This is a genomic window from Desulfosporosinus orientis DSM 765 (assembly GCF_000235605.1).
GTDB classification, from domain to species: domain Bacteria; phylum Bacillota; class Desulfitobacteriia; order Desulfitobacteriales; family Desulfitobacteriaceae; genus Desulfosporosinus; species Desulfosporosinus orientis.
Map to the genome: position 1 here is coordinate 430,435 of NC_016584.1, position 23,751 is coordinate 454,185.

Genomic DNA, 23,751 nt, shown 5'->3' on the forward strand with positions numbered 1-23,751 from the left:
AAAGAAATCTGGTTGTCAGATATTGGGGCTCAAAGTCTTTAGGATTTTGGACCTTTTTATTTATTAGATCCCAGAAAAAGGTTTGGATAAATTAGCTTCATACGATGACAAGGCAATCTTAAACAGGTAGAATATAGCATAGGAATAAACTTATGCTGCAAAAGTTGGAGGAAGCTATGGAACTTATTTTCATAATCGTAGGAATCAATGTGGTCTATGTGTCGTTATATACTTTGCGTACAATTTTTGTTATAAAAGGGCAAAGCGCTTTAGCAGCTGCCCTTTCAGTCGTAGAAGTTTTTGTTTACATGACAGGGCTGGGGATTGTTCTGCAAAATCTTAACAATCGCTGGAATCTGGCAGCTTATTGTATCGGTTATGGTTTAGGGATTTTTATCGGCAGCCGAATCGAAGAGTATTTAGCCTTAGGTTATGTTACAGTTCAAGTGACAGTGGATTGTGTACAGGTAGAAATACCACCAAAGCTGAGGGAATATGGGTATGGTGTTACTTCTTGGTTAGCAGATGGCAAGGATGGTCCGAGGCTGATGATGTCGGTTTTGGCCAAAAGAAGCAATGAACGCAAATTAATCGATATTCTCGATAAACTTTGTCCAAATGCTTTTGTGGTTTCTTATGAGCCTAAGAATTTTAAGGGAGGGTTCTGGGTTAAACGAATGCCTAAATCGTTCTAGAATTTTAGTTTAATTGAGAAAAATGAAAGTCTTTCCTAATAGTTAGGAGGGACTTTTTTAATAATTGCAGCGCATAGCCTGGTTATAAGGCAAATGGCTAATGCTTAATATAAATACCACTTACATGTGTTTAGCTCGTATTTAAGTTCATATAGTTTTAATAGTCCGTTCCAATTCGCTTTGGCAGCGAAAAATGAAGTATATATGTTTCTGATATTAATATTCATAAAAAGACATTATTTTTGAAAACATAATTATTAAAAATAGAATGGTAGATTAAAATAAAATATTTATTAAATTGGGAGGATTCTAATCTTAAATATAGAATATAGGAAACATAGTAACAAAAGTAAGGAGCTGAGTTTATGTTTAAAAAAATATTAGTAGCTACGGATGCCTCGGAGTATTCCAAACGAGCGCTAAAAACTGCTTTAGAAATTGCCAGGACCTTTAACGCAGAAATCGAGCTTCTGTTTGTTACGTATCTCAAGGAAGTTTATTGGGGATATAATGTCGCTTATAATATTTTAGTTCCCCAGGAACAGCTTGATGAGGCTGGTGAGCTTGCTTTAAATGCAACCCTTGAAGGAATCGATTTGGGAGAGGTTCCTTTAAAAAAGAAGCAGGAACAAGGATACCCGGCAAGCGTTATTTTAGAAGAGATTGAGAAAGAGAATATTGATTTAGTTGTGATGGGCAGTCATGGTTATGGGCCGATTGCAGGTTCAGTGCTAGGCAGTGTCAGTCAGCGTGTTGTTCAGAGAGCAGAGTGCCCGGTTATGATCGTCAAGTAATTGAATTGACAATAATAAAAATTGATTGAGACCATATGGTACGACTATTGACTGCAATCAGTGAAAATGCTACCCTTCATTTATAGTGAATTATCTCCTGTTTTTACAGATTTTTAAAGTTCTCAAATTCCTATTTCAAAAAATCCTTAGAGAACAAAAGCTGGAAATCAGAAGGAGGGTGTAGCATGTTTAAAAAGATACTGGTGGCTACTGATGCGTCAGAGTACTCACGTCGAGCTTTACAAACTGCTTTAAATCTTGCCCAGAAATTCCAGGCTGAAATTGTACTTTTATTTGTTGCCTATACTCCGGAGGCTTACTGGGGCTATAACTCAGCTTATTCTATCCAAATCACTCGAGAGGAAATCGAGGAAAGAGGCTGGCTGACCTTGGGAGCCGCCCTTGAAGGAATCGACATTAAGAATATACCGTTAAAGAAAAAAATGATCCAGGGGCATCCATCAAGTGTTATCTTAGAAGAAATTGCTAATGAGAATATTGATCTGGTGGTTATGGGAAGTCATGGTTATGGACCAATAGCCGGAGCAGTATTGGGCAGTGTAAGTCAACGTGTCCTTCGCAAAGCAACTTGCCCGGTTCTCATCGTAAAATAGAAGAAGTGGACCTAAAAAAAGAGAAGGCTGTTGACATCTTACGTCAACAGTCTTCTCTTTTTTGGATTAATACTATAATGGCAGACCTATTCGCCTCACTATGGCAAACCCGGCACGTTTTGCTAAAGGGAGAAACACTTTGCGGACAAGAGGTAAGCCAACTCGCCTGGCCAGCGGAATTCCAACTTTGCGAGCTAATGGAGGACCATAGCGGCGAGCGATAGGAATCCCTACTTTACGTGCCAAGGGGGGGCCAAATTGTTTCATAAGAGATGGCCCATATTGTTTTAACAAAAGACCTGCGTGTTGCTGCCAAAGTTCAGGGGCTTCTGGTGTTGGGGAAGAGGAGTTAAGGTTAGGTGGAGTAGGTTCCTTCTTAATAGGTGTGTTTTTTTGAGATTTAGGCTGAGATATAGGTTGAATTACCGGCTTGGGTATCGGCTGAGCAGCCGATCCGGCGTTTCGTATTTGATCAGGTAAGGGTTCCGGCCCAGGTTGCCGATCAGGTTTAATTTCCTGCCGCTGCATTGGGAAGAACCTTTTGTATTGGTTCGGGGAATAATCCCGTTGCCCTATCATCGATTTCATGGGCAAGCCCCCTTATATCAATGTGCGAATCAGTTATTTCGTAATACACGTTATGCACATAATAGAATAATGTTACACAAAAGTTAATATATGGTATATATCTTGAGAGGAAATAGAAAATGGGGCAAACATTCCCTCGAAAGTTCATGTATTATGAATTATTGCTAATACCTTTCGACATTTTTCTGTTTATAAGGTTATTATAGACTTAGAAAGTAACGGCACTGTTGGGCTAAAGAATATGGTTATTGGGATAAGAGCAGATTTTTGGAGGTTAGGATGAGGGATCATTATAATTTGGAAAAACTTATTAAGATTTTGCCAGTTTTAGCGAGAACAGCGGGCGGATATGCTACAATCACTGATTCTGAAGGAAGGAGATTATGTACTTTCGATTGGAATGGAACGGAAATAAAAGATCTGGACAATCAGATATATGATCTGGCCAGAAATGCAGGTCAACAGGCATGCCCATTAATAGGAGTTTCCCAAATTGTAGATCAAGCTGATGCTTGGGCTTTGCCAATCGGTGAATATGTTTTGGCTTGCAGTAATGTCGAACGCCTTATTAAAGAACAGAAATTCCAAGACGCACTAATAAAGGCGCTGCCAATGATTGCGCAAGTCGCAGGCGGAGAGGCTGTAATTTTTAATGATCTTGGCGAACGGCTGTTAAGTTATTATTCTAATGGAAGCGAGCGACATCAGCTGAAAGGACAAGTAAGTAAGCAGGCCAGACAAGCTATGGTTTCTCAGGAGCCTGTAGTGGGAAAGTCTTTTTCTATTAATGGAGCAATGGCTGTACGTATTCCTATTACGGAAAAAATCGGTTTTGGATTTAACAATGAAAATGCCGTTCGGCAACATCAAAAATTATACGATGAAGTTAAAAAATTTCAGAATGCAAAGTATTGTTTTGAAGATATCATTGGAGAGAGTGAAGTATTAACAAAAACCAAAAGTATGGCCAAGTTCGTGGCAGATGGTGTCTCTTCAATACTTATTTATGGGGAAACAGGAACGGGAAAGGAATTGTTTGCTCAATCGATTCATAATGCCAGTGATCGTCGATATCGATCCTTTGTGGCTTTAAATTGTGGGGCTTTACCGGCTTCGCTTATTGAGAGCAATCTTTTTGGTTACGAGGAAGGGGCCTTTACCGGGGCGAAGAAAGGGGGAAGCCCTGGTGCCTTTGAACAAGCGAATGGCGGTACGATCTTTCTTGATGAAATTAGTGAAATGGACATTAGCTTGCAAACTAAATTACTCAGAGTTCTTCAAGAAAGAGAGGTAGTTAGGGTTGGCGGGTTCAAGGCCCAAAAGATTGACGTCAGAGTCATCGCTTCTACTAATAAAGAGCTGAACGATCTCATTGCGGATGGCGGGTTTCGTCAGGATCTCTTTTATCGCTTAAATGTAGTTCAGTTAAAAATTCCGCCCTTACGAGAGCGAGTCGGGGATATTGGCTTATTAGCTAAGCATTTTATGCATAAATTTTCTTTTTCCTTTGGCAGATTAGTTGAAGATATTGACCCAAGAACATTAAAGCTATTGCAAAATCATGCTTGGCCGGGGAATGTCCGTGAACTCCAGAACTGTATTGAGTCTGCTATGAATATGGTGCGGGAGGAGTCGACATTATTGCCGGAACATTTGCCTCTTTATTTGCGGCAAGGACAAAAAACTCTGAAAGAATCTGTGATCGTTGAGATTGGGAATGAAGAGCTTAATTTAAAAGAAGCGTTGTCAGGAGCCGAAAAATTAATTATTCAGAAGGCGTTGGAAATGGCAAAATTTAAAAAAGTAAAAGCAGCTCGCATTTTGGGAATAAGTACAGCAACCTTATGGCGAAAGCTAACGGAATATGGGATGGAAGGAGATAATCAGTGATTGTTTCATTAATGAAATGAAATAGTTCATTATTGCAATAAATCCGGAATAACGTACCGTATCCGATCAAAAAACGTTTCAAAAATGAGTTGTTATTCCATGTTCCTCGAGAAATAGTTGCTTTGAAATATCGAATAAGCCGTCAGAATGCACATAAAGAGACTCGGAAAAGTCATTATAGGGATAGAATAGTTGGCATAAAATTTGCAACATAATTCTTGCAAGTATTATAGGTTATTTGATAGCCGGATAATACGTTTAAGGCAATGGTGCCTTAGGTTCAGTTGCAAACTGACCTAAGGCACCATTTTTAATTCTAATAAAAAAAGAGCTTAAATTCGGACTAGACTAAAAAGAATATTTCACATTTGCAATAATGCATTGCAAATATGAAATATAAACCTTTAAACGAACAAAATAAATATTAAACAGAAACGCAAAACATTTCAAGTGTGAAATGTTTTGCCGTGGTCAGTAACTTTTAGGAATCTAATAATTTCCCGAAACTGGCTTAAATATGGGCTGTTAACAATAATTTTAACGCTTGTAAATGATTTATGGGTGGCATACAAATTGCTTATATAAAGGTAAATAAAAATTGTAAAAAGGGCTGTATATTTTGAATGGCAGGAGGCGCCGGTTAATGAGTAGATTTAAGTATTATAGGCCGAAATGTTTAGACGAGGCGTTTAAGCTGATGGCAGAAAACCCTGGTTACAGCTTATTGGCTGGCGGAACGGATTTAATGGTCAAGCTTAAAGAGAGTCTGATTAAACCAACAGCCGTCATTGATCTTGATGAGCTTGAAGAGCTGAAGGGGATTAACCTTGAAGCAGGAGAGATCGTGCTGGGAGCATCGACTACCCACACTCGACTTAATCAATCGGAACTTATTAATCAATATGCTCCAGCTTTAGCTAAAGCTGCAGGTATCGTTGGTTCGCCTCAAATCCGTAATAAGGGAACCGTCGGCGGAAATATGGTCAATGCTTCACCTGCGGCAGACACTGTCCCCGCTCTTATTGCTTTGGGAGCAGAAGTTACTTTGTCGAGTAAGGAAGCAGTCAAGACAATACCATTAGATGAACTGTTCCTTGGTCCGGGTCGCACTGTTCTGAAACCTGGTGAGCTCATTACGACCATATCTTTTCAAGTTTCCAATCATCAAGGGTGTAGTTTCCAAAAACTTGGCAAACGCAAAGCCTTGGCTATTTCAGTGATTAATGCGAGTGCTTCCCTGGAAATAGATCCCGAGACCAGGGTTATAAAAAAGGCAAGAATTGCGCTGGGGTCCGTTGCCGCCACTGCGATCAGGGGGATGGCGGGAGAAAAAATACTGATCGGGAACCATTATTCACCGGAGCTGATTAAAGAAGCTGCTGAGGCAGTCGCCGAAGCTATTAAGCCCATTGACGATGTCCGTTCTACTGCAGTATATCGTACACGGGCAGCCAGGGTATTAGTTAGACGTGCTCTGGAAGAAGCAGGGAGTCGAATTACCTGTTACTAGGGGGGAAAGATTATGTCAAAACTAACGATAAACTTCGTACTGAACGGCGAAAAAGTCAGTGTTCAGGTTGAATCAGACCAGCGGCTCGTTGATTTTTTGCGTGACGATATGGGTTTGATCGGTACGAAGATAGGATGTGGGGAAGGGGATTGCGGCGCATGCACTGTGATTATTAACGGTCAGACGGCCAATTCTTGTTTAGTCTTAGCTCCTCAAATTGATGGAAAAGAAGTAACGACGATTGAGGGACTTGGCAGCTATGAGCATTTACATCCTTTGCAGGAAGCCTTTATTGAAGAGGGAGCAGTACAATGCGGCTTCTGTACTCCGGGGATGCTGTTGTCGGCTAAGGCTTTGCTTGACGAGAACTCAAACCCCAAACGGGAGGAAATTATTCGCTCCATATCCGGCAATCTCTGTCGATGTACAGGATATAACAAGATCGCTAATGCCATAGAAAAAGTTGTTAGGAGTAATAGTCATCAGAGCTGAGAGGAGCTGAAACAGAGTGCAGGAATTGAAGGTCGTCGGAAAATCGGTACTACGTAAGGATGCCCTGGATAAGGTGCTGGGGAAATGCCAATATAGCGGAGACATAAAGCTGCCGGGTATGCTTCAGGTTAAGGTTTTGCGCAGTCAGGTGGCTCATGCTCTCTTAAAAAATATTAACTGTCAAGCAGCCGAATCTCTGCCAGGTGTTTTTGCCGTCTTAACGTCAAAAGATGTCCCGGAGAGTAATGCTCATGGCATTATCATCAAAGATGAGCCCGTATTGGTGATGGATAAGATTCGTAAGCGGGGGGACCCGCTGGCAATTGTCGCAGCTGAAACTGAGGAAATTGCTCTCCAGGCTCTTTCACTCATTAAAGTAGAATTTGAAGAACTGCCGGCAGTCTTTAATCCGGAAGAAGCCATGAAACCAGATGCTCCTCAGGTGCATAAGGAGGGTAATATCCAATCCATTCGCAAAATACGCAAAGGGGATGTGGAGGGGGCTTTTGCCCAAGCAGATATCGTTGTTGAAACTTGCTATCGTACGCAAATGCAGGAACATGCTTATATAGAGCCGGAGGCCGGAGTAGCTTATCTGGACGGTGATGTGGTAGTTTTGCATGTCTCTACCCAAAATCCCCATTTTGACTGTAAAGAGGTTGCAAGAAACCTTGCTTTACCGCTTAATAAGGTGCGAATTGTTCAGGCTCCAACTGGCGGAGGATTCGGTGGCAAGCTGGACATTTCTGTTCAAATTTATCTAGCTCTTCTGGCAATTCGTACGAAGAGACCGGTACGTTTAGTGTATACCCGGGAGGAATCGATGGTCGCTTCGACAAAGCGCCATCCCTACGTTATCAGATATAAAACCGCAGCCGATAAGACCGGCAAATTAATGGCTGTTGATGTAACCGTGATTGGCGATACGGGGGCCTATGCTTCCTACGGTCCTGGTACATTGACCCGGTCGGCTGTTCACGCGACGGGTCCCTATGAAGTACCTAATGTTAAGGTCGATGCCTACACTGTTTATACCAATAACCCAACAGCGGGAGCATGCCGCGGGTTTGGAGTTCCTCAACTGGCTTTTGCTCACGAACAGCAAATGGATATGATCGCTCAAAAAGCAGGGATTAGTCCAATTCAAGTGCGTTTGTTAAATGCTTTGCAGCCGAACAGTAAAACGGGAACAGGCCAAGTCTTAGATAACAGCGTTGGTTTTATGGAGACTATTAAAGTAGCCCAGGCCAAGGCGCTGGAGGTATTGGGCCAATTTTGCTAGGAATGGAGGCTAATGCGATGAAAAAAAGAGGTGTTGGCATAGGTTGTATGTGGTATGGGATCGGGAATACCGGTTTGCCTAATCCGGCCGGTGCCTTTGTAGATTGGAAGGATGATGGTTCTGTTAACCTGATGGTGGGGGCTGCTGATATTGGGCAAGGTTCTAACACAACCTTAGCTCAGATTGTTGCAGAAGAACTTGGCATACGCTACGAGGATGTTTTGGTTACCTCAGCAGATACAGGAGTTACACCGGATGGAGGGGCAACATCCGCCAGCCGTCAGACGTTTATATCCGGCAATGCCGCTCATTTGGCGGCAAAAGAAGCTAAGAAAGTGGTCTTAGGTGAAGCGTCAGAACTATTTGGAGCAGAGCAAGAACAAGTTATCCTCAAAGATCGCCGTATATTTATAAAAGGTCAGGAAGAAAATTACAAGAGTATTGAAGAAGTGATTGGAAGTTGTCGAAGAAAGGGAAAAATGACCATCGGTCATGGGTGGTTTAACCCAGAGACAACAGGTCTGGATGGAGAAACCGGAGAAGGCAGTCCTTATGCAACATATGCATTCGCTACTCAGATTGTTGAAGTTGAAGTAGATATAGAAACTGGTTATGTTGATGTGCTCCAGATTGTGGCGGCCCATGATGTGGGTCAAGCTGTCAACCCTCTGCAAGTTGAAGGTCAGATTGAGGGGGGAAGTACAATGGGACTAGGGCTGGGGCTCTATGAAGAAGTAAAGGTGTTGGCTGGGAAAATTGGGACTCCTTCTTTCGCTACCTATTTAATTCCCACCTCTATGGATGTACCTACTATACACCCATTAATCATTGAAGAGCCGACAAAATGCGGACCCTTTGGAGCCAAGGGAGTTGGAGAACCTGCCCTTATTCCGACCTCAGCGGCCATAGCCAATGCAGTTTTCGATGCCGTAGGCATCCGGATTACGGATTTACCGATCACACCGGAAAAGGTCCTGGCCCAACTGGCCGAAGCCCAATAAAGTAGAATTCCAACAAGGAGGATAAAGCGATGGCAACTATAGCTCTAACAAACATTGGAACACTTGTAACCGGGGATATTCAGCAGCCGTTGAGTGAAGGGACTGCGATTGTTGTCCAAGACGGCATCATTGCCAAGATTGGGCAAGCGGATATCCTCAATGATTATAACCTTGACAAGATCATCGATGCAGCTGGGATGACAGTTACCCCTGGTTTGATCGATTCTCATGTTCATCCTGTAATAGGAGATTATACCCCACGCCAAAAAACCCAGGATTATCTGGATGGTGCTCTTCACGGAGGAGTCACAACCTTTATCTCAGCAGGGGAACCCCATTTTCCCGGACGTCCCAAAGATCCCGCAGGAACAAAGGCTTTGGCGATCCTTGTGCATAAATCCTTTAAAAACTTGCGTTCATCCGGCTTAAAAGTTCATGGCGGGGCGGTAATCCTGGAAAAAGGGCTGGTAGAAGCTGATTTCGCGGAAATGGCTAAGGAAGGTGTCTGGCTGGTTGGGGAGGTCGGTCTGGGAAGCGTTAAGAAACCAGAAGATGCTGCCCCCATGGTTCAATGGGCCAAAAAATACGGTATGAAAGTAGCGATGCATACCGGCGGGACTTCAATCCCAGGCAGTTCAACTGTTACAGCGGAGGATGTGATTGCTGTTCAGCCCACCGTCGTTTCTCATGTTAACGGTGGTCCTACGGCCATTGCCCCAGCCGAAATTGAAACCTTGATTGACACCACAGAGCTGCCCTTGGAGATTGTACAGTGCGGTAATCCCAAGATCGCTGCTTTAACCATTCGTAAACTGACTGAAAAAGATGCTTTGAAGAGAGTAATTTTCGGAAATGATGCTCCCTCCGGCACGGGGATTATTCCTTTAGGAATCTTGAGAACGATCAGTTTTATCGCTTCCATGACAGATGTCCCTGCCGAAAAGGTTATTGCCATGGCTACAGGCAATACAGCTCGGGTTTTCGGCTTGGAGACAGGCTTGATTGCTGAAGGGAAAGAAGCAGATTTTGTCATCATGGATGCTCCTATGGGTTCCGTAGGCAGTAATGCCCTGGAAGCACTGACAGCTGGTGATTTGCCTGCTGTGGTTATGGTTATGGTTGATGGAACCATTAAAGTAACCAAGAGTCGCAACACTCCCCCTTCCGGACGCAACTATTCTGTGAAGTAAGGTTTGGTAGTTAAGGGTTGAAGGAGGATTATTCTAAATGTCAGTTGTAATCGACATTGAGTTATGTAAAGGATGCGGCATCTGCAGTAAGGAATGCCCTAATCAAGCTATCATTATTAAGGATAAAAAAGCTTATATTCAAGAAAGCTGTACAAGCTGTGGAATTTGTACAAGAGTCTGCTCTTTTAAGGCAGCTGTCAAGGTCAGTGACCTTAAAGAAGGAGCCGTCAAATGTACCTCTTGCCCGGTACAATGTGAGGTCTTAGAAGGATACACGGGAGCTTGCCAGCGTTATCGAAATGATGGTGGGCAGCTCATCCGTAATCGTAAGTTGGTTACGGATGTCACTCCGGGAGGACCCTTGGTGACTGCTGTTGGTGCAGGAACGGCCTATCCCTGCTGCCGGCCGGCACCGTATATCGTGCAGGATACCATTGACGGAGTAGAGATGGTTACTGTCGTGACCGAAGCGCCTTTAAGCTACAGCGGAATTAAGGTTAAGATTGACACGAATTTGTTTGTAGGTGAAGAAGGCGCCAAGGTTAAGCGCAATGGCAAAGTCGTAGGCATGGTTGATACTGAAGAGTATGGTTCAAAAATGTTGTCTATTGGCGGAGCAAACCTGCTTACCGGCAAAGATGGCTTTATCGTTGCCCGAACAATTGTGGAAATTGCTAATGGAGAACGAGTAACCTTGAAAGTAGAAAACAGGACTCTGGAACTTCAAGTGGGTTGCCCGCCCATCATTGACGGGGTAACAGATACAAAAATGCGGGTTGGCTGCGGAAGTGCGACAATCGGTATGTTTGCTGCCAAGCTGAAAGAAGCCGTCGATGAAGCTATTATTCTTGATCACCATGTGGTTGGATTGCTCTCGGAACATATGGCCGGCGAATCGGTAGGCATGAGTTGGAGCGGAGTAATTCCCAATGCCCGGCGAAGTACACGGGGACGTTACTTTGGGGAACATGGCTCAGGATGGGGCGGCACTAATATCGAAAATCCCCAGGATGCGATTAAGTCTGTCGACATGTCTCGTGCAAAGCCAGGTATGAAAGTACTGGTTACTGAGACCACAGGAAGAATGGCAGCCCTCTTTGAAGTTCAACCAGGGGGTTCCGTTTTGGAAATACCCATGACCAAGGAGGTTAAGGCTGCGGTTGAGGCTATCCGTGATACCTGTGAAAATGCCAGAGTTTCAGCTCTCTATGTTGGGGGAACCGGCGGAAGTGCCCGGGCCGGAGTGGCGGTAAATCCACTTAAAGTAACCCAAGCAGTTCACAGCGGAAAGGCCTGCTTAACCATCGGCGGGGCTCAGGTCTATGTGCTCCCCGGCGGCGGGATTAACTTTATGGTGGATGTAGAAAAGGTAGTTTCCAAAGCCTTTACTTGGGTTCCCACACCCGCCACCGTTGCACCTGTGGAATATACAATGCCTTTAACAACCTATGAAGAGATGGGCGGTCATACCCAGGCAATCAGGAAGCTGAATCAGATTATTTCCCAAGAGGATTCTTCCAGCTAGAGTATTTACTCCGAGAGATCTTAACTTCATGACGAAGGGAGGCGTCTTACCCAGTGATCAATGTTTTAGCTGAAGATCGAGTATTTCTGAATTACGGCCCTGTTCAAATGATGTTAATGGCCAGAGCCCATGGGCTTGCCATGACAGAGCAGCTGCAGGAGGCTGCCAAGTATGTGATGAGAATTCTCGAAGATTTAGCAGCAGTCCAAAAGGAAGCCAAGGATTATTTGACTTTAGATGAAAGAGATCTGAGTGTTTATCCTTTGCCTTTACAGCTAATGGTTGGGGCTGTGCTGGAAACGGGAGATAGGACCTTAACCCCTATGGCGGCAGTAGCAGGTACCTTTGCCGATTTAGCCGGAGATTGGTTAGTAGAAAAAGGCGCCTCAAAGGTCATGATTAATAACGGCGGCGATATTGCCCTGCGGCTGCTGGAGGAGGAAAAGACCAAACTGGGTTTAACACCCAGTATTGGAGCTTCAGGGTTTAGCCATACCTTGGATATTACCGCTGCCGATGGAATTGGTGGAGTAGCCACCAGCGGTTTGGGGGGACGGAGCTTTACCAAGGGTATTGCCAGTGCCGTGACAGTGATAGCAAGGACCGCTCGAGTCGCCGATGCCTGTGCAACCCTGATTGCTAACCATTGTTATGCCGAAGATCCCGGCATTTCAAGCCTCCCTGCAGAATTATTGGACCCCAATACCGATATACCAGGTCAGCTAGTGACCGTTGAAGTTAGTACCCTAAATCTCCTAACTAAGGTGAAAGCACTGGAAAATGGTTTGCAAAAAGCCAGAGAACTTAAATTGCAAGGTTGTATTCAGGGCGCGATACTTTTTCTTGATGACTTAGTGGTTATGATACCGGAGAACTTGTGTCAATCAGCAAATTTCGAAGGAGGAAACAAGGATGGAAATTCGTAAAATCGTAACGGTTGTCGAAGAAACTTATAAAGATGGGGAAAAGATGGTGGCAAAACCCACACGCAAAGCTGCGGCAATGGCTGTAATTAAGAATCCCTTCGCCGGACAGTATGTGGATGATTTAACGGAACTGATGGAAATTGGTGAGCAATTGGGTTCAACTCTTGCTGAACGGGCAGTAAAAGCCCTGGGTATCACTAAAGAAGAAGCAGAGAGTTACGGCAAGGGAGCTATTGTCGGCGAGAAAGGTGAACTTGAACACGCCGCAGCTATTTTACATCCCCGTTTAGGCAAACCTTTTCGGGAAGAGGTCGGCGGTGGTAAGGCAATTATCCCTTCAGCCAAGAAACTGGGCGGTATGGGCACGGGTCTAGATGTACCCGTTCATTACAAAGATGCTGCTTTTGTGCGTACTCACTATGATGCCATGGAAGTGAGGATTGCCGATGCGCCAAGAGGGGATGAATTGGTAGTGGCCCTGGTAGTTACGGATTCGGGACGCCCCCATCCTCGAATCGGCGGCTTACAAAAAAGTGAAATTAAAGGGGAAGACGGCCTTAGATAAGGCGAACCCTGCATTAAGGAGCTTAGTAGGAGGCTTTACATTGAAAGTAGGCTTTATTGGAATTGGAGCTATGGGAAAACCTATGGCCCAAAATATACTGCGAGCAGGGTATTCCCTGTATGTTAATGATGTTAATGAGGCAGCCCTTCAAGAGCTTGTTGCCGAGGGGGCAAAGAAGGCAGAGAACCCACGTGAATTGGCTCGAGAAGTTGATGTAGTCATCACAATGCTGCCAAATGGGGCTGTTGTTGAACAGGTCCTGCTTGGAGAGCAGGGGATTTTCGCCGGGGCAAAGCCGGGATTCACGGTCATCGATATGTCCAGTGTTGGACCGACCTTCACACAGAAAATGGCAAAACTGGCCTCTGACCGCCAAGTAGGCTATATGGATGCACCGGTGAGCGGAGGGGTAAAGGGTGCAGAGGCAGGAACCTTAACCATCATGGTGGGCGGAGAGAAGGAACTTGTCCAGCGTTATCATTCCTTATTGGAGGTTATGGGCAAAAAGATTTACCACGTAGGCAAGACTGGGGCCGGAGATGCAGTGAAAATCGTCAATAACTTGTTATTGGGTATCAATATGGCAGCGGCAGCCGAAGCTTTTGTTTTAGGAACGAAGCTGGGGCTGGATCCCCAGGTCTTACTGGAAATTATCAGTGTCAGTTCCGGCAGTAGCTATGCCCTCACGGCAAAGATGCCTAACTTTATTTTTAAAGGTCAGTTTGAGGCAGGATTTGCCATCGACCTTCAATATAAAGATCTTGAACTTGCTGTCCAAACAGCCAAAGAAGCTAAAATACCAATGCTTCTGACGAATGTTGCCCAACAGGTTTTTGAGCAAGCCCGAGCGGCAGGGTTAGGAAGGGACGATATTTCGGCAGTGATCAAACCTTTGGAAGATTTGATGAAGATTAAAGTCAGAGCTTAAAACTAGAGGAAACTGAAGGTGACTAAGTGGAAACGATTATCAAACAAATTCAGGCTAAGGGATATCAAGTTGGGAATTTGACCATAGGCGAAATTACTGAAATTGCCCAAGATTTAAGCCTGCGTACCAGTGATGTGATTATCGCCGAGGCAATGGCTCACAATGCTATGACCCGTGAAGAGGTTATTGATGCAGTAATTGATGCCTTTGCCCATAATGTTTATGCCGCAGAGGTGGGCATTACCTCCGGTTCGAGTTTTTTGCTTGGCAAAGCTCCTCAAGAACTAGCTTATAATAATTTTACTCATCGCTTGTTTGAGGATGATCTCATTAATAAGATTCTTGTTTATACCCTTGCTGCTCAAGTCGGCAATCATTCCTGCGGACTCCAGCCTTGTGCCGGAACAGGGGATGCTTGTACCTATACCGGTATTTTCCGCACTTTGAAAGAGGTCATCGCTGACAAAGAAGAATTGGCAAGAGTTGTAGCTGTGATGCTGAAAGTAGGAACGATCTTTCGGGCAGGTAAGACATCGACAGGGTGTAATATGGAAGGTTTCGGCGCCGGTGCTGCCGCAACAGCAGCCACATTGGTGGAATACCACAAGGGGGAGCCGCAGGTTTTGGCTAAAGCTGTGGTGCTTGCCTTATCTCCGACAATTGCTGTCCCCTGCACCCCCAGGGTCATGGTTTCCGGGCTTTGTGCCACTCATATTGGCGGCGGCGTGGTTATCGGCAATTTGGCCGCCAAGCTGGCAATGCATACCAATATTCCGGTGGATGTACCCGTTGACGTCATGGTTGCTATGGCTGCAGCTGTACACCCAGTTTCAGCTGAGGAGATTGTACCTTTGGTTAACGATTATATGCGGCCTTTCTTTAAAGCGAACCCAGAGGTTGAGTACTTTGTTGATAATTCAATCAAGGAACAAGAAAGGACAAACATAGATCTGACCATGAACCGGGCATTAAAAGAAGCCCGTGGGCTTGCCGAAAAAGCCAACTCCATTGTAAAGCCTTTTGGCGAAGCCGTGGTTGGGGGAAGCAGTCAAGCCGTAGGATCACCCACGAATACCGGACGTATCGCCCATGCATTGGCGAAAGGTGAGATTACAGGGGTCAAAATAGAATTGTATCCAGAACTTTTTGCACGACGGGGAATTAACGTTCCGGGAATTCTTATGGCCGCAGTCCTGGGGGCGAGTACGGACAACGGTAAAGCCTATCGTGAGATCATGGAAAGAGTCCGGGAAAAAAAGCTGAAGATTGAAATTGTCAAAGTACCTGAGTCTCAGATGCAAAGGATTTCTGTCTTCGCTACTGAGCAAAATTCCATGGTCGAGGCCCTGAACAGAGGGGGCGCCCGCTTAGTTCTTAAGAATGCCGAACCATCCTTAGAAGAAGCCTGCCTGGCAGCAAAACGCTTAGGAATTGTTCTGGTTGATTGAGCGAATGGAGGAGACGTAGAGTGAACCAAATAGAACGCTATTTGGCAGCTGCAGCAGGAAAAGACGAGGTTCACGCCGGTGATGATATCACGGTCAAGGTTGATCTGGCGATAGCCCATGATATTACCGGACCGATGGCTGTTGAACAATTCAAGAAGATTGGGATTAGCCAGGTTTTTGATAATCAAAAGGTGGTTTTTGTCTTAGATCATATCATTCCGGCAGCTACCGTAGAGGCCAAAGTATTGCACAATGTTCTCCGAGAGTTCTCTCGGGAATACGGAGTAAAACTTTATGACAAAGGAGAAGGAGTTATTCACCAAGTTATTGCTGAAAAACATCCTTTGAAACGAGGTTCAATCTTGATTGGGGCAGACTCCCATACCTGTACTGCCGGTGCTTACAGAGTTTTGGCAATCCCGGTGGGGGCCACTGAATTAGCAGCCACTATGGCTACAGGTACCCTGGACTTAGAGGTGCCGGAAGTCTGTGAGATATGTATTGAAGGGCAGCTGCAACCGGGAGTCTACGCCAAGGATGTTATTTTACACTTGATTGGATATTTTGGGACAGCGGGATTTACCGATCAAGGAGTTATTTATACGGGCAGCTTAATGGAACATCTGACTATGGATGATAAAATGACGATATCGAACATGGGTATCGAGATGGGGAGCATGATTAGTTATTTTTCAGATCCGGCTCAACCCGTTGGAACTGTCAAAGAAGTTTATACCTTCCAGGCGGAGGATATTCCGGCCAGTGTTGCCTGCCCTCCTAATCCCGGTATTGTGGTTAAAGCGGAAGACCTCTCAGCTACTAAGATTTCTCAGGTTGTGATTGGGAGCTGTACGAATGGACGATTAAGTGACATGCTGGCGGCAGCCGAAGTGCTTAAAGGCCGTAAAGTAGCAGAGGGTGTGACATTGTTAATAATTCCTGCATCTGTTGATATTGCTCAGCAAATGGAGGATCAGGGCCTAAACCGAATCTTCCGGGAAGCAGGAGGGATGATAACCAGCCCTGGCTGTGGCCCTTGTTTCGGAGCTCATATGGGACTCTTAGCTGCCGGTGATGTGGCTGTTTCGACAACGAATCGAAACTTCCCGGGCAGAATGGGTCACCGTGAGGGAAAGGTATATCTGGCATCCCCTCGTCTTGCGGCAGAGAGTGCGGTTGCCGGGACTATTGTACCACCGGGCAGTGTGGTGCCTTTAGGAGGGTTGGCTAATGAGTTGGAATTCTAAAATTCACGGGCGTGTTTGGAATTTAGGCGGAAATGTTGATACAGACCAGATTTTTCCGGGTTATGCCATGGCTGCTCCCGCGGACAAATTTAAGGATTATGCTCTGGCCGGCAGTGAAATCCCGGATTTTGCCGGCAAGGTACAAGCAGGGGATATCATTGTTGCCGGTGAGAATTTTGGCTGCGGTTCAAGTCGGGAGCAAGCGCCGGTTGCTCTAAAAGAAGCAGGAGTTGGCTTAGTAATCGCTAAATCCTTTGCCCGGATATTTAGACGCAATGCTATAAACATCGGCTTACCGGTCTTAGTCTGCGACATGGAACAGAAAGTAGAAAATGGGCAAGAGCTTGAAATAGACTTGACGGCGGCGGAAATTATGATTTGTGCCAGTGGAGAAAAAGTCAGGGCAGCCAGGTTAGCAGACAATGTCTTGCAGACCTTAGAGGCAGGCGGGCTGATTGCAAAAGTTCGAAAACAATTGAAAATCTCATGATATCTTCCCGTAAAGGGTAGGAGGAAGAACTCAATGCAGGAAAAAACAAAGAAGATCATTAAAGAAGATTATGAACGGGTTCAGGCTTACGAAAAGGTTTTTGGCGTGGAAATGCCCAAAATGGGTTCGGATGGTTCAGTCACTGGCTTACCGGCTCCTTTTCCCCGCTTGGTGAATGGAGTTGAACGCAGTGGTTACCGGATTACAGAATTGGGACGACGTGCTGCTCAGACGGGAATTCCCGTTCAAAACCCCATATTGGGCCGCAATTCCGCTGAAGAAACTTTTCAGGAATCCAATGCTATGTATAAAGTGGCTGAGGAACTGAAGATAGACATTTTTCAATTTGTTCATTCTGAAGCCACACGGCATATCGATCCTTTAGATGGGGCGGACCTGATTGAACAGTCCCGGGGCAAGGGAGGCATAACCCCGGCCGGGGAGCGGCAATTTGTAGAACTGGGCGGTGGAGAAAAGCATCCTCTGCGAATTAATGCTACTGGAGATACCCCCCATTTATCGATTATTAACTCCCTAATTGCCGGTTTTGATGGTACGGATATCGGGCCGGTCATTCACGTTCATTTCGGTGGGCGGGGTATTCATGATTATAAAACGAAGGTTTTTAACGGCTATAAAGCACTGCAAATATGTGCGGAAAATAATATTTTTGTGCAGACAGATTCTCATAAACATCTTAATAATATTGGCGGAACTGATGGGATGGCTTTGGCGATGTGTCTATTAGCTGAAGGATTAGCGGTTCAGGCCGGATTACCCAGGACACTCAGCGGGATTCAAATGAATGTTTCCGGAATTAATTTACTGGCCGACTTGGCTGTGATGCGGGCCTTTAGGCAGCTTATGTGGAGTGAGTTCCTGATCGCTGTCCCGGAGACCTTCCAAAATCCTCCCGCTGATCTGATTGCCGAGCAGGCACATTTTGCCCGGATGGCCATTAGTGCTAAATTAGGCGGAGCAAACTTCTACAGGCCAAAGGCTGCTGAAAACGTGGGGATCCCTACAGGAGCATCCATGGCTAAAGCAATTTGGGCTACTCAAAATGTTTTTGAAAATACTGCTACCTTTAATATTGAGGACCCAGCTATTGAGCGCCGGCAAACTGAGATTGTTACAGAGGCTTTGGCTGTTTTGGCAAGTACTTTTGGATTATCCCGAGAGTTAAGCCCGGAAGAAATCGGACCGGATTTCTGGCTGAACTATGGGGACGAAGAACTTATCGATATCATCGTTGCTGCTGGTAAGAAAGGTATCCTTGATGCTCCCAGAGCGGCTGCCTGGGATCTGAAACGGGGGGTAAAAACCCATCGCGGCAAAGACGGGATTCGCCGCTATATTCCGGGTTATGGTCCCGCTGATGTCCCGGCGGATAAAATGTCCTTTACCACTGAAAAGGTTACTGTGGAAGCTGAGAAACCTATTACTAAAAAGGAAAAGGTACTTTTAGCAACGGTTGGCGCGGACGCCCATGTAGTAGGAATTAATGTTATTCGCGAGGCTTTTGAGCAAGCCGGTTATGAAGTGATTTATCTGCGGGGAATGAATTTGCCTGAAACCGTGGCTGAAGTTGCTGCGGAAACTAAAGCTGATGTGGTTGGAGTCAGCAATCTTTTAGGTTTAGGCCTAACCTTATTCCCCCGTGTAGAGAGGCGTCTTAAAGAACTGGGCATCCGAGAGAATGTTGTGCTGATGGCCGGAGGACGGATTGCTGAGAAGGAAGAGGAACACGCACAGATCGAAGAAAAAATCAAAACTGAAGGAACTGATTTCTTAGGTGTTGAGGGTTTCTTTGGGCCTGGCACTGATCCTCAAGACGTCCTTAAATGGGTAGAAGAAAAAATGAAGGAGAGAGGGCAATAGTATGGCAGAGCAACGCAGAATACGCTGTGCGATTTTACGGGCCGGTACGAGTAAAGGAATTTTCCTTATGGAAAACGATTTATCTTTAGATATAAAGAGAAGAGATCAAGAAATTCTAGCCATCTTCGGCAGCCCGGACGTAAGGCAAATTGACGGGTTGGGCGGAGCAGATCCTCTCACAAGTAAAGTGGCTGTTATTGGCCCCTCTACACGACCGGATGCTGATGTTGATTATACCTTTGGTCAAGTGAGTATAGGCACAGGATTTGTTGACTATTCGGGAAACTGCGGAAATATATCCTCAGGTGTGGGCCCCTTCGCCATAGACGAAGGATTAGTAAGAGCGGTCGAGCCCGTCACTAAGGTTCGTATCCACAATACCAATACAGGTAAAATTTTGGTCGCTGAGGTTCCGGTGCAAGATGGTAAAGCTAAAGTGAAGGGTGATTACAAAATTGCAGGAGTTCCAGGCACTGGCGCAAAAATAATGATGGACTTTGCCGGCACAGCTGGTGCAGTCACGGATAAAATGCTGCCCACCGGGCAGGCGGTGGATGTTCTGAACATTGAAGGTTTTGGAACCTTGCAAGCCTCCATTATTGATGTTGCCAATCCGATGGTTTTTGTAAGAGCCAAGGATTTAGGTCTTTCTGGGATCGAAACTCCGGCTCAAATTAATGCCAATCAGGAAATGCTTGATCTATTAGAAAAAATCCGGGGCAAAGCGGCAACGATGATCGGTATGGCTAGACACGAAGCTGATGCCTTAAAGAACAGTCCGGCTTTTCCAATGATTGCTTTTGTCAGTGAACCTCAAGATTATGTTGACTTTACCACGGGTAACACCATAAGAGCTGATCAGGTGGACGTTGTATCCAGACTCATGTTTATGCAAGTGATGCACAAAACTTATGCCGGTACAGGGACAACTTGTACAGGAGCAGCAGCAAAAATTCCTGGTTCCATCGTAAACCTTGTGACCCGTTCTCAATCTTCATTGGTTAGAATCGGTCATCCGGCGGGCGTTATAGAAATCGAGGTAGAAGCTAAAGAAGACGGAAATGAAATTAAGCTGGAAAGAGCGGCCTTTGGCCGTACTTCACGCCGCATTATGGACGGCTATGTTTATATTGCATTATAGCTTAGAGAAAGCGTTGCAAAGGAAGTGAGGGAGAATGTCCCAGGTTGATCTTTTAGTCTACGATGTGGGAAGCACTTATACCAAGGTTTCAGCCTTCAATCGTCAGGGGAGCAGCTTAATGTTTGTCGGACGTTCCCAAGCTCCCACCACTGTGGAAAACATTGAAGTAGGACTTATCCATGCTTGTCATAATTTAGCGAGGGATCTTCAATGGGATGCGGTGGTTTCCTCGCACACCTTGGCAACCAGTTCTGCCGCAGGAGGTCTGCGGATGGTTGGGATGGGGTATATGCCCAGAGTTACTGCTAAAGCTGCCAAAGAAGTGGCAATGAGCGCGGGTGCTAGGGTATTGGAAATTATTTCTCATGAGACTCCTGTTGATTTTCGAATCGAGGTTTTGCAGGAAATTAAGCCCGATATTATTCTTTTGGCAGGTGGGACCGATGGAGGGGATCAGGATTCTTTGCTGGAGAACGCTGAAGTAATCGTGAGGAGTAAAGTGCCTAGCGTGGTCATCATTGCCGGTAATACCGAAGCTCAGCCAAAAGCAGAAGAGATTTTGAAAACAGGCGAAATACTCACGATTCGAGTGCCTAATGTTATGCCAACGATCCATGAGTTAAAGGTTAAGCCTGCTCGGGAAGCGATTCATCAGGAATTTATTAGGCAAATTACCAGGGCGAAAGGTTTAGGACGTTTACTGGAAATAGTTTCTACCGGACGAGTTATTCCGACTCCAGGTGCAGTACTGATGGGAGCAGAGCTTTTAGCACTGGGTACCCATGAAAAAGAAGGTCATGGAAATATTCTGGTCATTGATATTGGCGGAGCAACTACGGATGTCCATTCTGTTTTAGCTGATTTAGTCAATCTGAGCAAAGAGGAAACGGGTTTAGTTGTTTCCAATGAGAAGCAGTTATCTTACAGAACGGTGGAAGGTAATCTGGGATTAAGAGTAAGTGCAACGGGCATTATCGAAACCGTTGGAGCAAGGGGAGTTTTGGCCAAAATTGGTTTGGAAGGGGAGGACTTAGTCAAGGAAATCCAAGCTTATACACAGTATCTGGAGAAAAACCCAGGACACATCAGCCGCCATGAAAAAGAGCTAAACTTTGATAAGGCCTTATCTATTAGTGCTATTGAAGTTGCTCTTAAGAGACATGCAGGGTATTTTGCTCAAAGTTTTGACCCTATTCTCGGTATTGTGCCAGGGACACCTGTGGGTCGGGATTTACGTAAAATTCAGAGGGTCATAGCCGTGGGGGGTATTTTCGCACATTCGACATATAAGGAGTCCATGGAAATACTAAGAAAATCCTTCGCTGATCGAGGAATTTCCTTATTGCCGGAAAACCCTATGTTTGAGGTGGACCATAATTATCAGCTCTATACCATAGGAGCGATGGCGGAAGAATATCCTAATGAAGCATTGGCATTAGCGGAAAATAACATTTTAAACAATGAAGTTTAAATTAAGGAGCAAATCATCATGAATAAAGGTAAAGTGTTGAGAAGATTATTGGCGGATAAGGAAATCCTAATTGCCCCCGGAGCCCACGATGTTTTAACGGCTAAGATCATTGAAAAGGCGGGTTTTCAGGCTGTTTATATGACAGGATATGGGCAGGCGGCCAGTCATTTGGGTACAGCAGATGTGGGCTTAATGACCATGAGTGAGATGCTGGAGCGAGCCAATAATTTTGCCGGTGCCGTGGATGTTCCGGTAATTGCAGATGGTGACACGGGATTTGGAAATGCTATTAATGTTATGAGAACCGTTCGCCAATATGAAATGGTTGGGGTAGCCGCTATACAATTAGAAGATCAACTGGCCCCTAAGAAGTGCGGCCATATGACAGGGCGTCAGGTCATTCCCACTGAAGAAATGGTGGGTAAGATTAAGGCAGCCGTTGAAGCAAGAAAAGATCCTGATTTTGTGATTATCGCCCGAACAGATGCACGAACCATTCATGGAATTGACGAGGCTGTTCAGCGTGCCAAAGCTTATGAGGAAGCAGGGGCGGATGTCATTTTTGTTGAATCGCCAGAATCTGTTGAGGAGATGAAGATTATCACATCCAGCTTTAAGGTTCCGGTTTTGGCAAATATGGTCGAAGGCGGGCGGACTCCTCTATTAGCAGCACCGGAACTGGAAGAATTAGGGTATGATATGGTCATCTTCCCAACGGCTTCTACCTACATGGTCGCTCAGGCTATGAAAAATTTGATGGCAGAACTCATGAAGTCCGGCACCACTAAAAACTTATTACCGGAAATGATTTCATTTACAGATTTCAATGATTTAATTGGTTTGCCGGAAATTCGTATGTTAGAAAATAAATTTGTCATTGGTTAACGGGAAGTCCGGATCTTATCTCCCACTTTACTGGCTTAGCAAGCCATTAATATAGTAAAAAGCACTTGCGAGTAAATGAATTAGGAGGTAGAAACATGACGGAAAAACAGGTGGATCAACAAGAACAGCTTAGTTTTTTAAAACGCAAAAACATCATTTTTTCGGTGAAAAGGTATGGAGTGGATGCCTTAGGGGCCATGGCCTTAGGTCTGTTCTCAAGTCTTATTGTAGGACTTATTCTTAAGGTGATTGGAGAGCAGCTGGGAATACCATTACTCGTTGAATTTGGCAAACAGGCTATGGCGATGATGGGGCCGGCCATTGGTGTGGCTGTTGCCTTTGGTTTAGGAGCTCCTCCCCTTGTCTTATTCTCGTCTACGATAACCGGTATGGCAGGTGCTGCAGTTGGAGGACCGGTCGGTTCCTTTGTGGCAGCCGTTATCGGGGCTGAATTCGGGAAATTGGTTTCCAAAGAGACAAAGGTGGATATTATTGTAACTCCGGCTGTTACCATTTTGTTGGGTGTGGCTGCGGGGACCTTTATTGGACCGCCTTTAGCAGAATTTATGAAGTGGCTGGGAGCTGTCATTATGATGGCGACAGAACTCGCTCCCATTCCCATGGGAATTTTGGTTTCAGTACTTATGGGTATGATTTTGACCTTGCCGATTAGCAGTGCTGCTTTAGCGATGATGCTTGTCCTCGGAGGTCCGGCTGCAGGGGCCGCAACGGTAGGCTGTGCTACCCAAATGGTCGGCTTTGCTGTAGCCAGCTACCGGGAAAACGGCTGGGGTGGTTTAGTCTCCCAAGGACTGGGAACATCCATGCTTCAAGTGCCTAACATTGTCAGAAATCCGTTAATCTGGATACCTGCCACTTTAGCCAGTGCCATCTTAGGTCCTTTAGCAACGACAATATTGCCGATGTCCAACATTCCTGCCGGTGCCGGCATGGGTACTGCCGGATTAGTAGGACAGTTTGGGACGATTTCAGCGATGGGTATGAGTTCTGGTGTTTTAATTAAAATTGGTTTGCTGCACTTCATTCTTCCGGCAATTCTTACTTTGGCTATTTCGGAGTTTATGCGCAAAAAAGGTTGGATTAAGTTTGGCGATATGAAATTAGACGTTTAGTTTAATGCTGGCTGAGGTATTATTTATACCTATTTCGGGAAGTGTTCTAATGCTG

The 23,751-nt window shown here is 45.3% G+C and carries 22 protein-coding genes; 21 read left to right on the top strand and 1 reads right to left on the bottom strand.

Annotated features, from left to right (window positions below; genetic code table 11):
• Nucleotides 1-176 precede the first annotated feature (176 nt).
• The 3 genes from DESOR_RS02135 to DESOR_RS02145 all read left to right on the top strand — a co-directional run bounded on the left by DESOR_RS02135 (nt 177) and on the right by DESOR_RS02145 (nt 2,103).
• Entirely contained in the window at nt 177-695 is a 519-nt protein-coding gene (locus tag DESOR_RS02135) for a DUF2179 domain-containing protein (RefSeq protein WP_014182968.1), read from the top strand.
• Between the two features lie 365 nt (nt 696-1,060).
• Complete coding sequence (locus DESOR_RS02140) at nt 1,061-1,489, top strand: universal stress protein (protein WP_014182969.1); 429 nt, start codon at nt 1,061-1,063, stop codon at nt 1,487-1,489.
• Between the two features lie 185 nt (nt 1,490-1,674).
• The gene (locus DESOR_RS02145; protein WP_014182970.1) at nt 1,675-2,103 is read left to right on the top strand and encodes a universal stress protein; all 429 of its coding nucleotides are present in this window, start codon (nt 1,675-1,677) and stop codon (nt 2,101-2,103) included.
• 72 nt (nt 2,104-2,175) lie between these two features.
• On the opposite strand, the gene DESOR_RS02150 is transcribed toward DESOR_RS02145, so the two are convergent.
• Nucleotides 2,176-2,691: a hypothetical protein gene (locus tag DESOR_RS02150; RefSeq protein WP_014182971.1), complete on the bottom strand. Its 516-nt coding sequence runs from the start codon at nt 2,689-2,691 to the stop codon at nt 2,176-2,178.
• 279 nt (nt 2,692-2,970) lie between these two features.
• Here DESOR_RS02150 and DESOR_RS02155 point away from each other — a divergent pair, with 279 nt between their 5' ends.
• The 18 genes from DESOR_RS02155 (at nt 2,971) to DESOR_RS02240 (ending at nt 23,696) form a co-directional block, all read left to right on the top strand.
• Nucleotides 2,971-4,581: a sigma-54 interaction domain-containing protein gene (locus tag DESOR_RS02155; protein WP_014182972.1), complete on the top strand. Its 1,611-nt coding sequence runs from the start codon at nt 2,971-2,973 to the stop codon at nt 4,579-4,581.
• Between the two features lie 643 nt (nt 4,582-5,224).
• The gene (locus DESOR_RS02160; protein ID WP_014182973.1) at nt 5,225-6,091 is read left to right on the top strand and encodes an FAD binding domain-containing protein; all 867 of its coding nucleotides are present in this window, start codon (nt 5,225-5,227) and stop codon (nt 6,089-6,091) included.
• 12 nt (nt 6,092-6,103) lie between these two features.
• Nucleotides 6,104-6,583 carry a (2Fe-2S)-binding protein gene (locus DESOR_RS29605; protein ID WP_014182974.1) on the top strand — a complete coding sequence of 160 codons (480 nt, stop codon included), beginning with the start codon at nt 6,104-6,106 and terminating at the stop codon, nt 6,581-6,583.
• 16 nt (nt 6,584-6,599) lie between these two features.
• Nucleotides 6,600-7,865 carry a xanthine dehydrogenase family protein molybdopterin-binding subunit gene (locus DESOR_RS30070; protein WP_014182975.1) on the top strand — a complete coding sequence of 422 codons (1,266 nt, stop codon included), beginning with the start codon at nt 6,600-6,602 and terminating at the stop codon, nt 7,863-7,865.
• A 17-nt stretch (nt 7,866-7,882) separates the two neighbouring features.
• A complete protein-coding gene (locus DESOR_RS30075; protein WP_014182976.1) occupies nt 7,883-8,866 on the top strand; it encodes a xanthine dehydrogenase family protein molybdopterin-binding subunit in 984 nt (327 codons plus the stop codon).
• Between the two features lie 29 nt (nt 8,867-8,895).
• A complete protein-coding gene (locus tag DESOR_RS02180; protein WP_014182977.1) occupies nt 8,896-10,056 on the top strand; it encodes an amidohydrolase family protein in 1,161 nt (386 codons plus the stop codon).
• A 37-nt stretch (nt 10,057-10,093) separates the two neighbouring features.
• Nucleotides 10,094-11,581 carry a ferredoxin family protein gene (locus DESOR_RS02185; RefSeq protein ID WP_014182978.1) on the top strand — a complete coding sequence of 496 codons (1,488 nt, stop codon included), beginning with the start codon at nt 10,094-10,096 and terminating at the stop codon, nt 11,579-11,581.
• Between the two features lie 53 nt (nt 11,582-11,634).
• A complete protein-coding gene (locus DESOR_RS02190; protein WP_014182979.1) occupies nt 11,635-12,507 on the top strand; it encodes a UPF0280 family protein in 873 nt (290 codons plus the stop codon).
• A complete protein-coding gene (locus DESOR_RS02195; protein WP_014182980.1) occupies nt 12,494-13,072 on the top strand; it encodes an amino acid synthesis family protein in 579 nt (192 codons plus the stop codon). Before DESOR_RS02190 ends, DESOR_RS02195 begins: the two co-directional genes overlap by 14 nt.
• A gap of 40 nt (nt 13,073-13,112) precedes the next feature.
• Nucleotides 13,113-14,000, top strand: a complete 888-nt coding sequence (locus DESOR_RS02200) for an NAD(P)-dependent oxidoreductase (protein WP_014182981.1) — start codon at nt 13,113-13,115, stop codon at nt 13,998-14,000.
• Between the two features lie 26 nt (nt 14,001-14,026).
• On the top strand, nt 14,027-15,448 hold the full coding sequence (locus DESOR_RS02205; RefSeq protein WP_014182982.1) for a serine dehydratase subunit alpha: 1,422 nt from the start codon (nt 14,027-14,029) through the stop codon (nt 15,446-15,448).
• A gap of 20 nt (nt 15,449-15,468) precedes the next feature.
• The gene (locus tag DESOR_RS02210) at nt 15,469-16,695 is read left to right on the top strand and encodes a 3-isopropylmalate dehydratase large subunit (protein ID WP_014182983.1); all 1,227 of its coding nucleotides are present in this window, start codon (nt 15,469-15,471) and stop codon (nt 16,693-16,695) included.
• Nucleotides 16,679-17,185, top strand: a complete 507-nt coding sequence (locus DESOR_RS02215) for a LeuD/DmdB family oxidoreductase small subunit (protein ID WP_014182984.1) — start codon at nt 16,679-16,681, stop codon at nt 17,183-17,185. Before DESOR_RS02210 ends, DESOR_RS02215 begins: the two co-directional genes overlap by 17 nt.
• Nucleotides 17,186-17,218: 33 nt before the next feature.
• Entirely contained in the window at nt 17,219-19,066 is a 1,848-nt protein-coding gene (locus DESOR_RS02220; RefSeq protein WP_014182985.1) for a cobalamin-dependent protein, read from the top strand.
• A 1-nt stretch (nt 19,067) separates the two neighbouring features.
• Entirely contained in the window at nt 19,068-20,207 is a 1,140-nt protein-coding gene (locus DESOR_RS02225; protein WP_014182986.1) for a 2-methylaconitate cis-trans isomerase PrpF family protein, read from the top strand.
• A gap of 34 nt (nt 20,208-20,241) precedes the next feature.
• Nucleotides 20,242-21,678: a glutamate mutase L gene (locus DESOR_RS02230; RefSeq protein WP_014182987.1), complete on the top strand. Its 1,437-nt coding sequence runs from the start codon at nt 20,242-20,244 to the stop codon at nt 21,676-21,678.
• 18 nt (nt 21,679-21,696) lie between these two features.
• Nucleotides 21,697-22,563, top strand: a complete 867-nt coding sequence (locus tag DESOR_RS02235; RefSeq protein WP_014182988.1) for an isocitrate lyase/PEP mutase family protein — start codon at nt 21,697-21,699, stop codon at nt 22,561-22,563.
• A gap of 95 nt (nt 22,564-22,658) precedes the next feature.
• Entirely contained in the window at nt 22,659-23,696 is a 1,038-nt protein-coding gene (locus tag DESOR_RS02240) for a PTS sugar transporter subunit IIC (protein WP_014182989.1), read from the top strand.
• The last annotated feature ends 55 nt before the right edge of the window (nt 23,697-23,751 follow it).

Coding starts and splice junctions, on each gene's coding strand:
- DESOR_RS02135 (WP_014182968.1), top strand. CDS start 177: ATGGAACTTATTTTCATAATCGTAGGAATCAATGTGGTCTATGTGTCG.
- DESOR_RS02140 (WP_014182969.1), top strand. CDS start 1,061: ATGTTTAAAAAAATATTAGTAGCTACGGATGCCTCGGAGTATTCCAAA.
- DESOR_RS02145 (WP_014182970.1), top strand. CDS start 1,675: ATGTTTAAAAAGATACTGGTGGCTACTGATGCGTCAGAGTACTCACGT.
- DESOR_RS02150 (WP_014182971.1), bottom strand. CDS start 2,691: ATGAAATCGATGATAGGGCAACGGGATTATTCCCCGAACCAATACAAA.
- DESOR_RS02155 (WP_014182972.1), top strand. CDS start 2,971: ATGAGGGATCATTATAATTTGGAAAAACTTATTAAGATTTTGCCAGTT.
- DESOR_RS02160 (WP_014182973.1), top strand. CDS start 5,225: ATGAGTAGATTTAAGTATTATAGGCCGAAATGTTTAGACGAGGCGTTT.
- DESOR_RS29605 (WP_014182974.1), top strand. CDS start 6,104: ATGTCAAAACTAACGATAAACTTCGTACTGAACGGCGAAAAAGTCAGT.
- DESOR_RS30075 (WP_014182976.1), top strand. CDS start 7,883: ATGAAAAAAAGAGGTGTTGGCATAGGTTGTATGTGGTATGGGATCGGG.
- DESOR_RS02180 (WP_014182977.1), top strand. CDS start 8,896: ATGGCAACTATAGCTCTAACAAACATTGGAACACTTGTAACCGGGGAT.
- DESOR_RS02185 (WP_014182978.1), top strand. CDS start 10,094: ATGTCAGTTGTAATCGACATTGAGTTATGTAAAGGATGCGGCATCTGC.
- DESOR_RS02195 (WP_014182980.1), top strand. CDS start 12,494: ATGGAAATTCGTAAAATCGTAACGGTTGTCGAAGAAACTTATAAAGAT.
- DESOR_RS02215 (WP_014182984.1), top strand. CDS start 16,679: ATGAGTTGGAATTCTAAAATTCACGGGCGTGTTTGGAATTTAGGCGGA.
- DESOR_RS02220 (WP_014182985.1), top strand. CDS start 17,219: ATGCAGGAAAAAACAAAGAAGATCATTAAAGAAGATTATGAACGGGTT.
- DESOR_RS02225 (WP_014182986.1), top strand. CDS start 19,068: ATGGCAGAGCAACGCAGAATACGCTGTGCGATTTTACGGGCCGGTACG.
- DESOR_RS02230 (WP_014182987.1), top strand. CDS start 20,242: ATGTCCCAGGTTGATCTTTTAGTCTACGATGTGGGAAGCACTTATACC.
- DESOR_RS02235 (WP_014182988.1), top strand. CDS start 21,697: ATGAATAAAGGTAAAGTGTTGAGAAGATTATTGGCGGATAAGGAAATC.
- DESOR_RS02240 (WP_014182989.1), top strand. CDS start 22,659: ATGACGGAAAAACAGGTGGATCAACAAGAACAGCTTAGTTTTTTAAAA.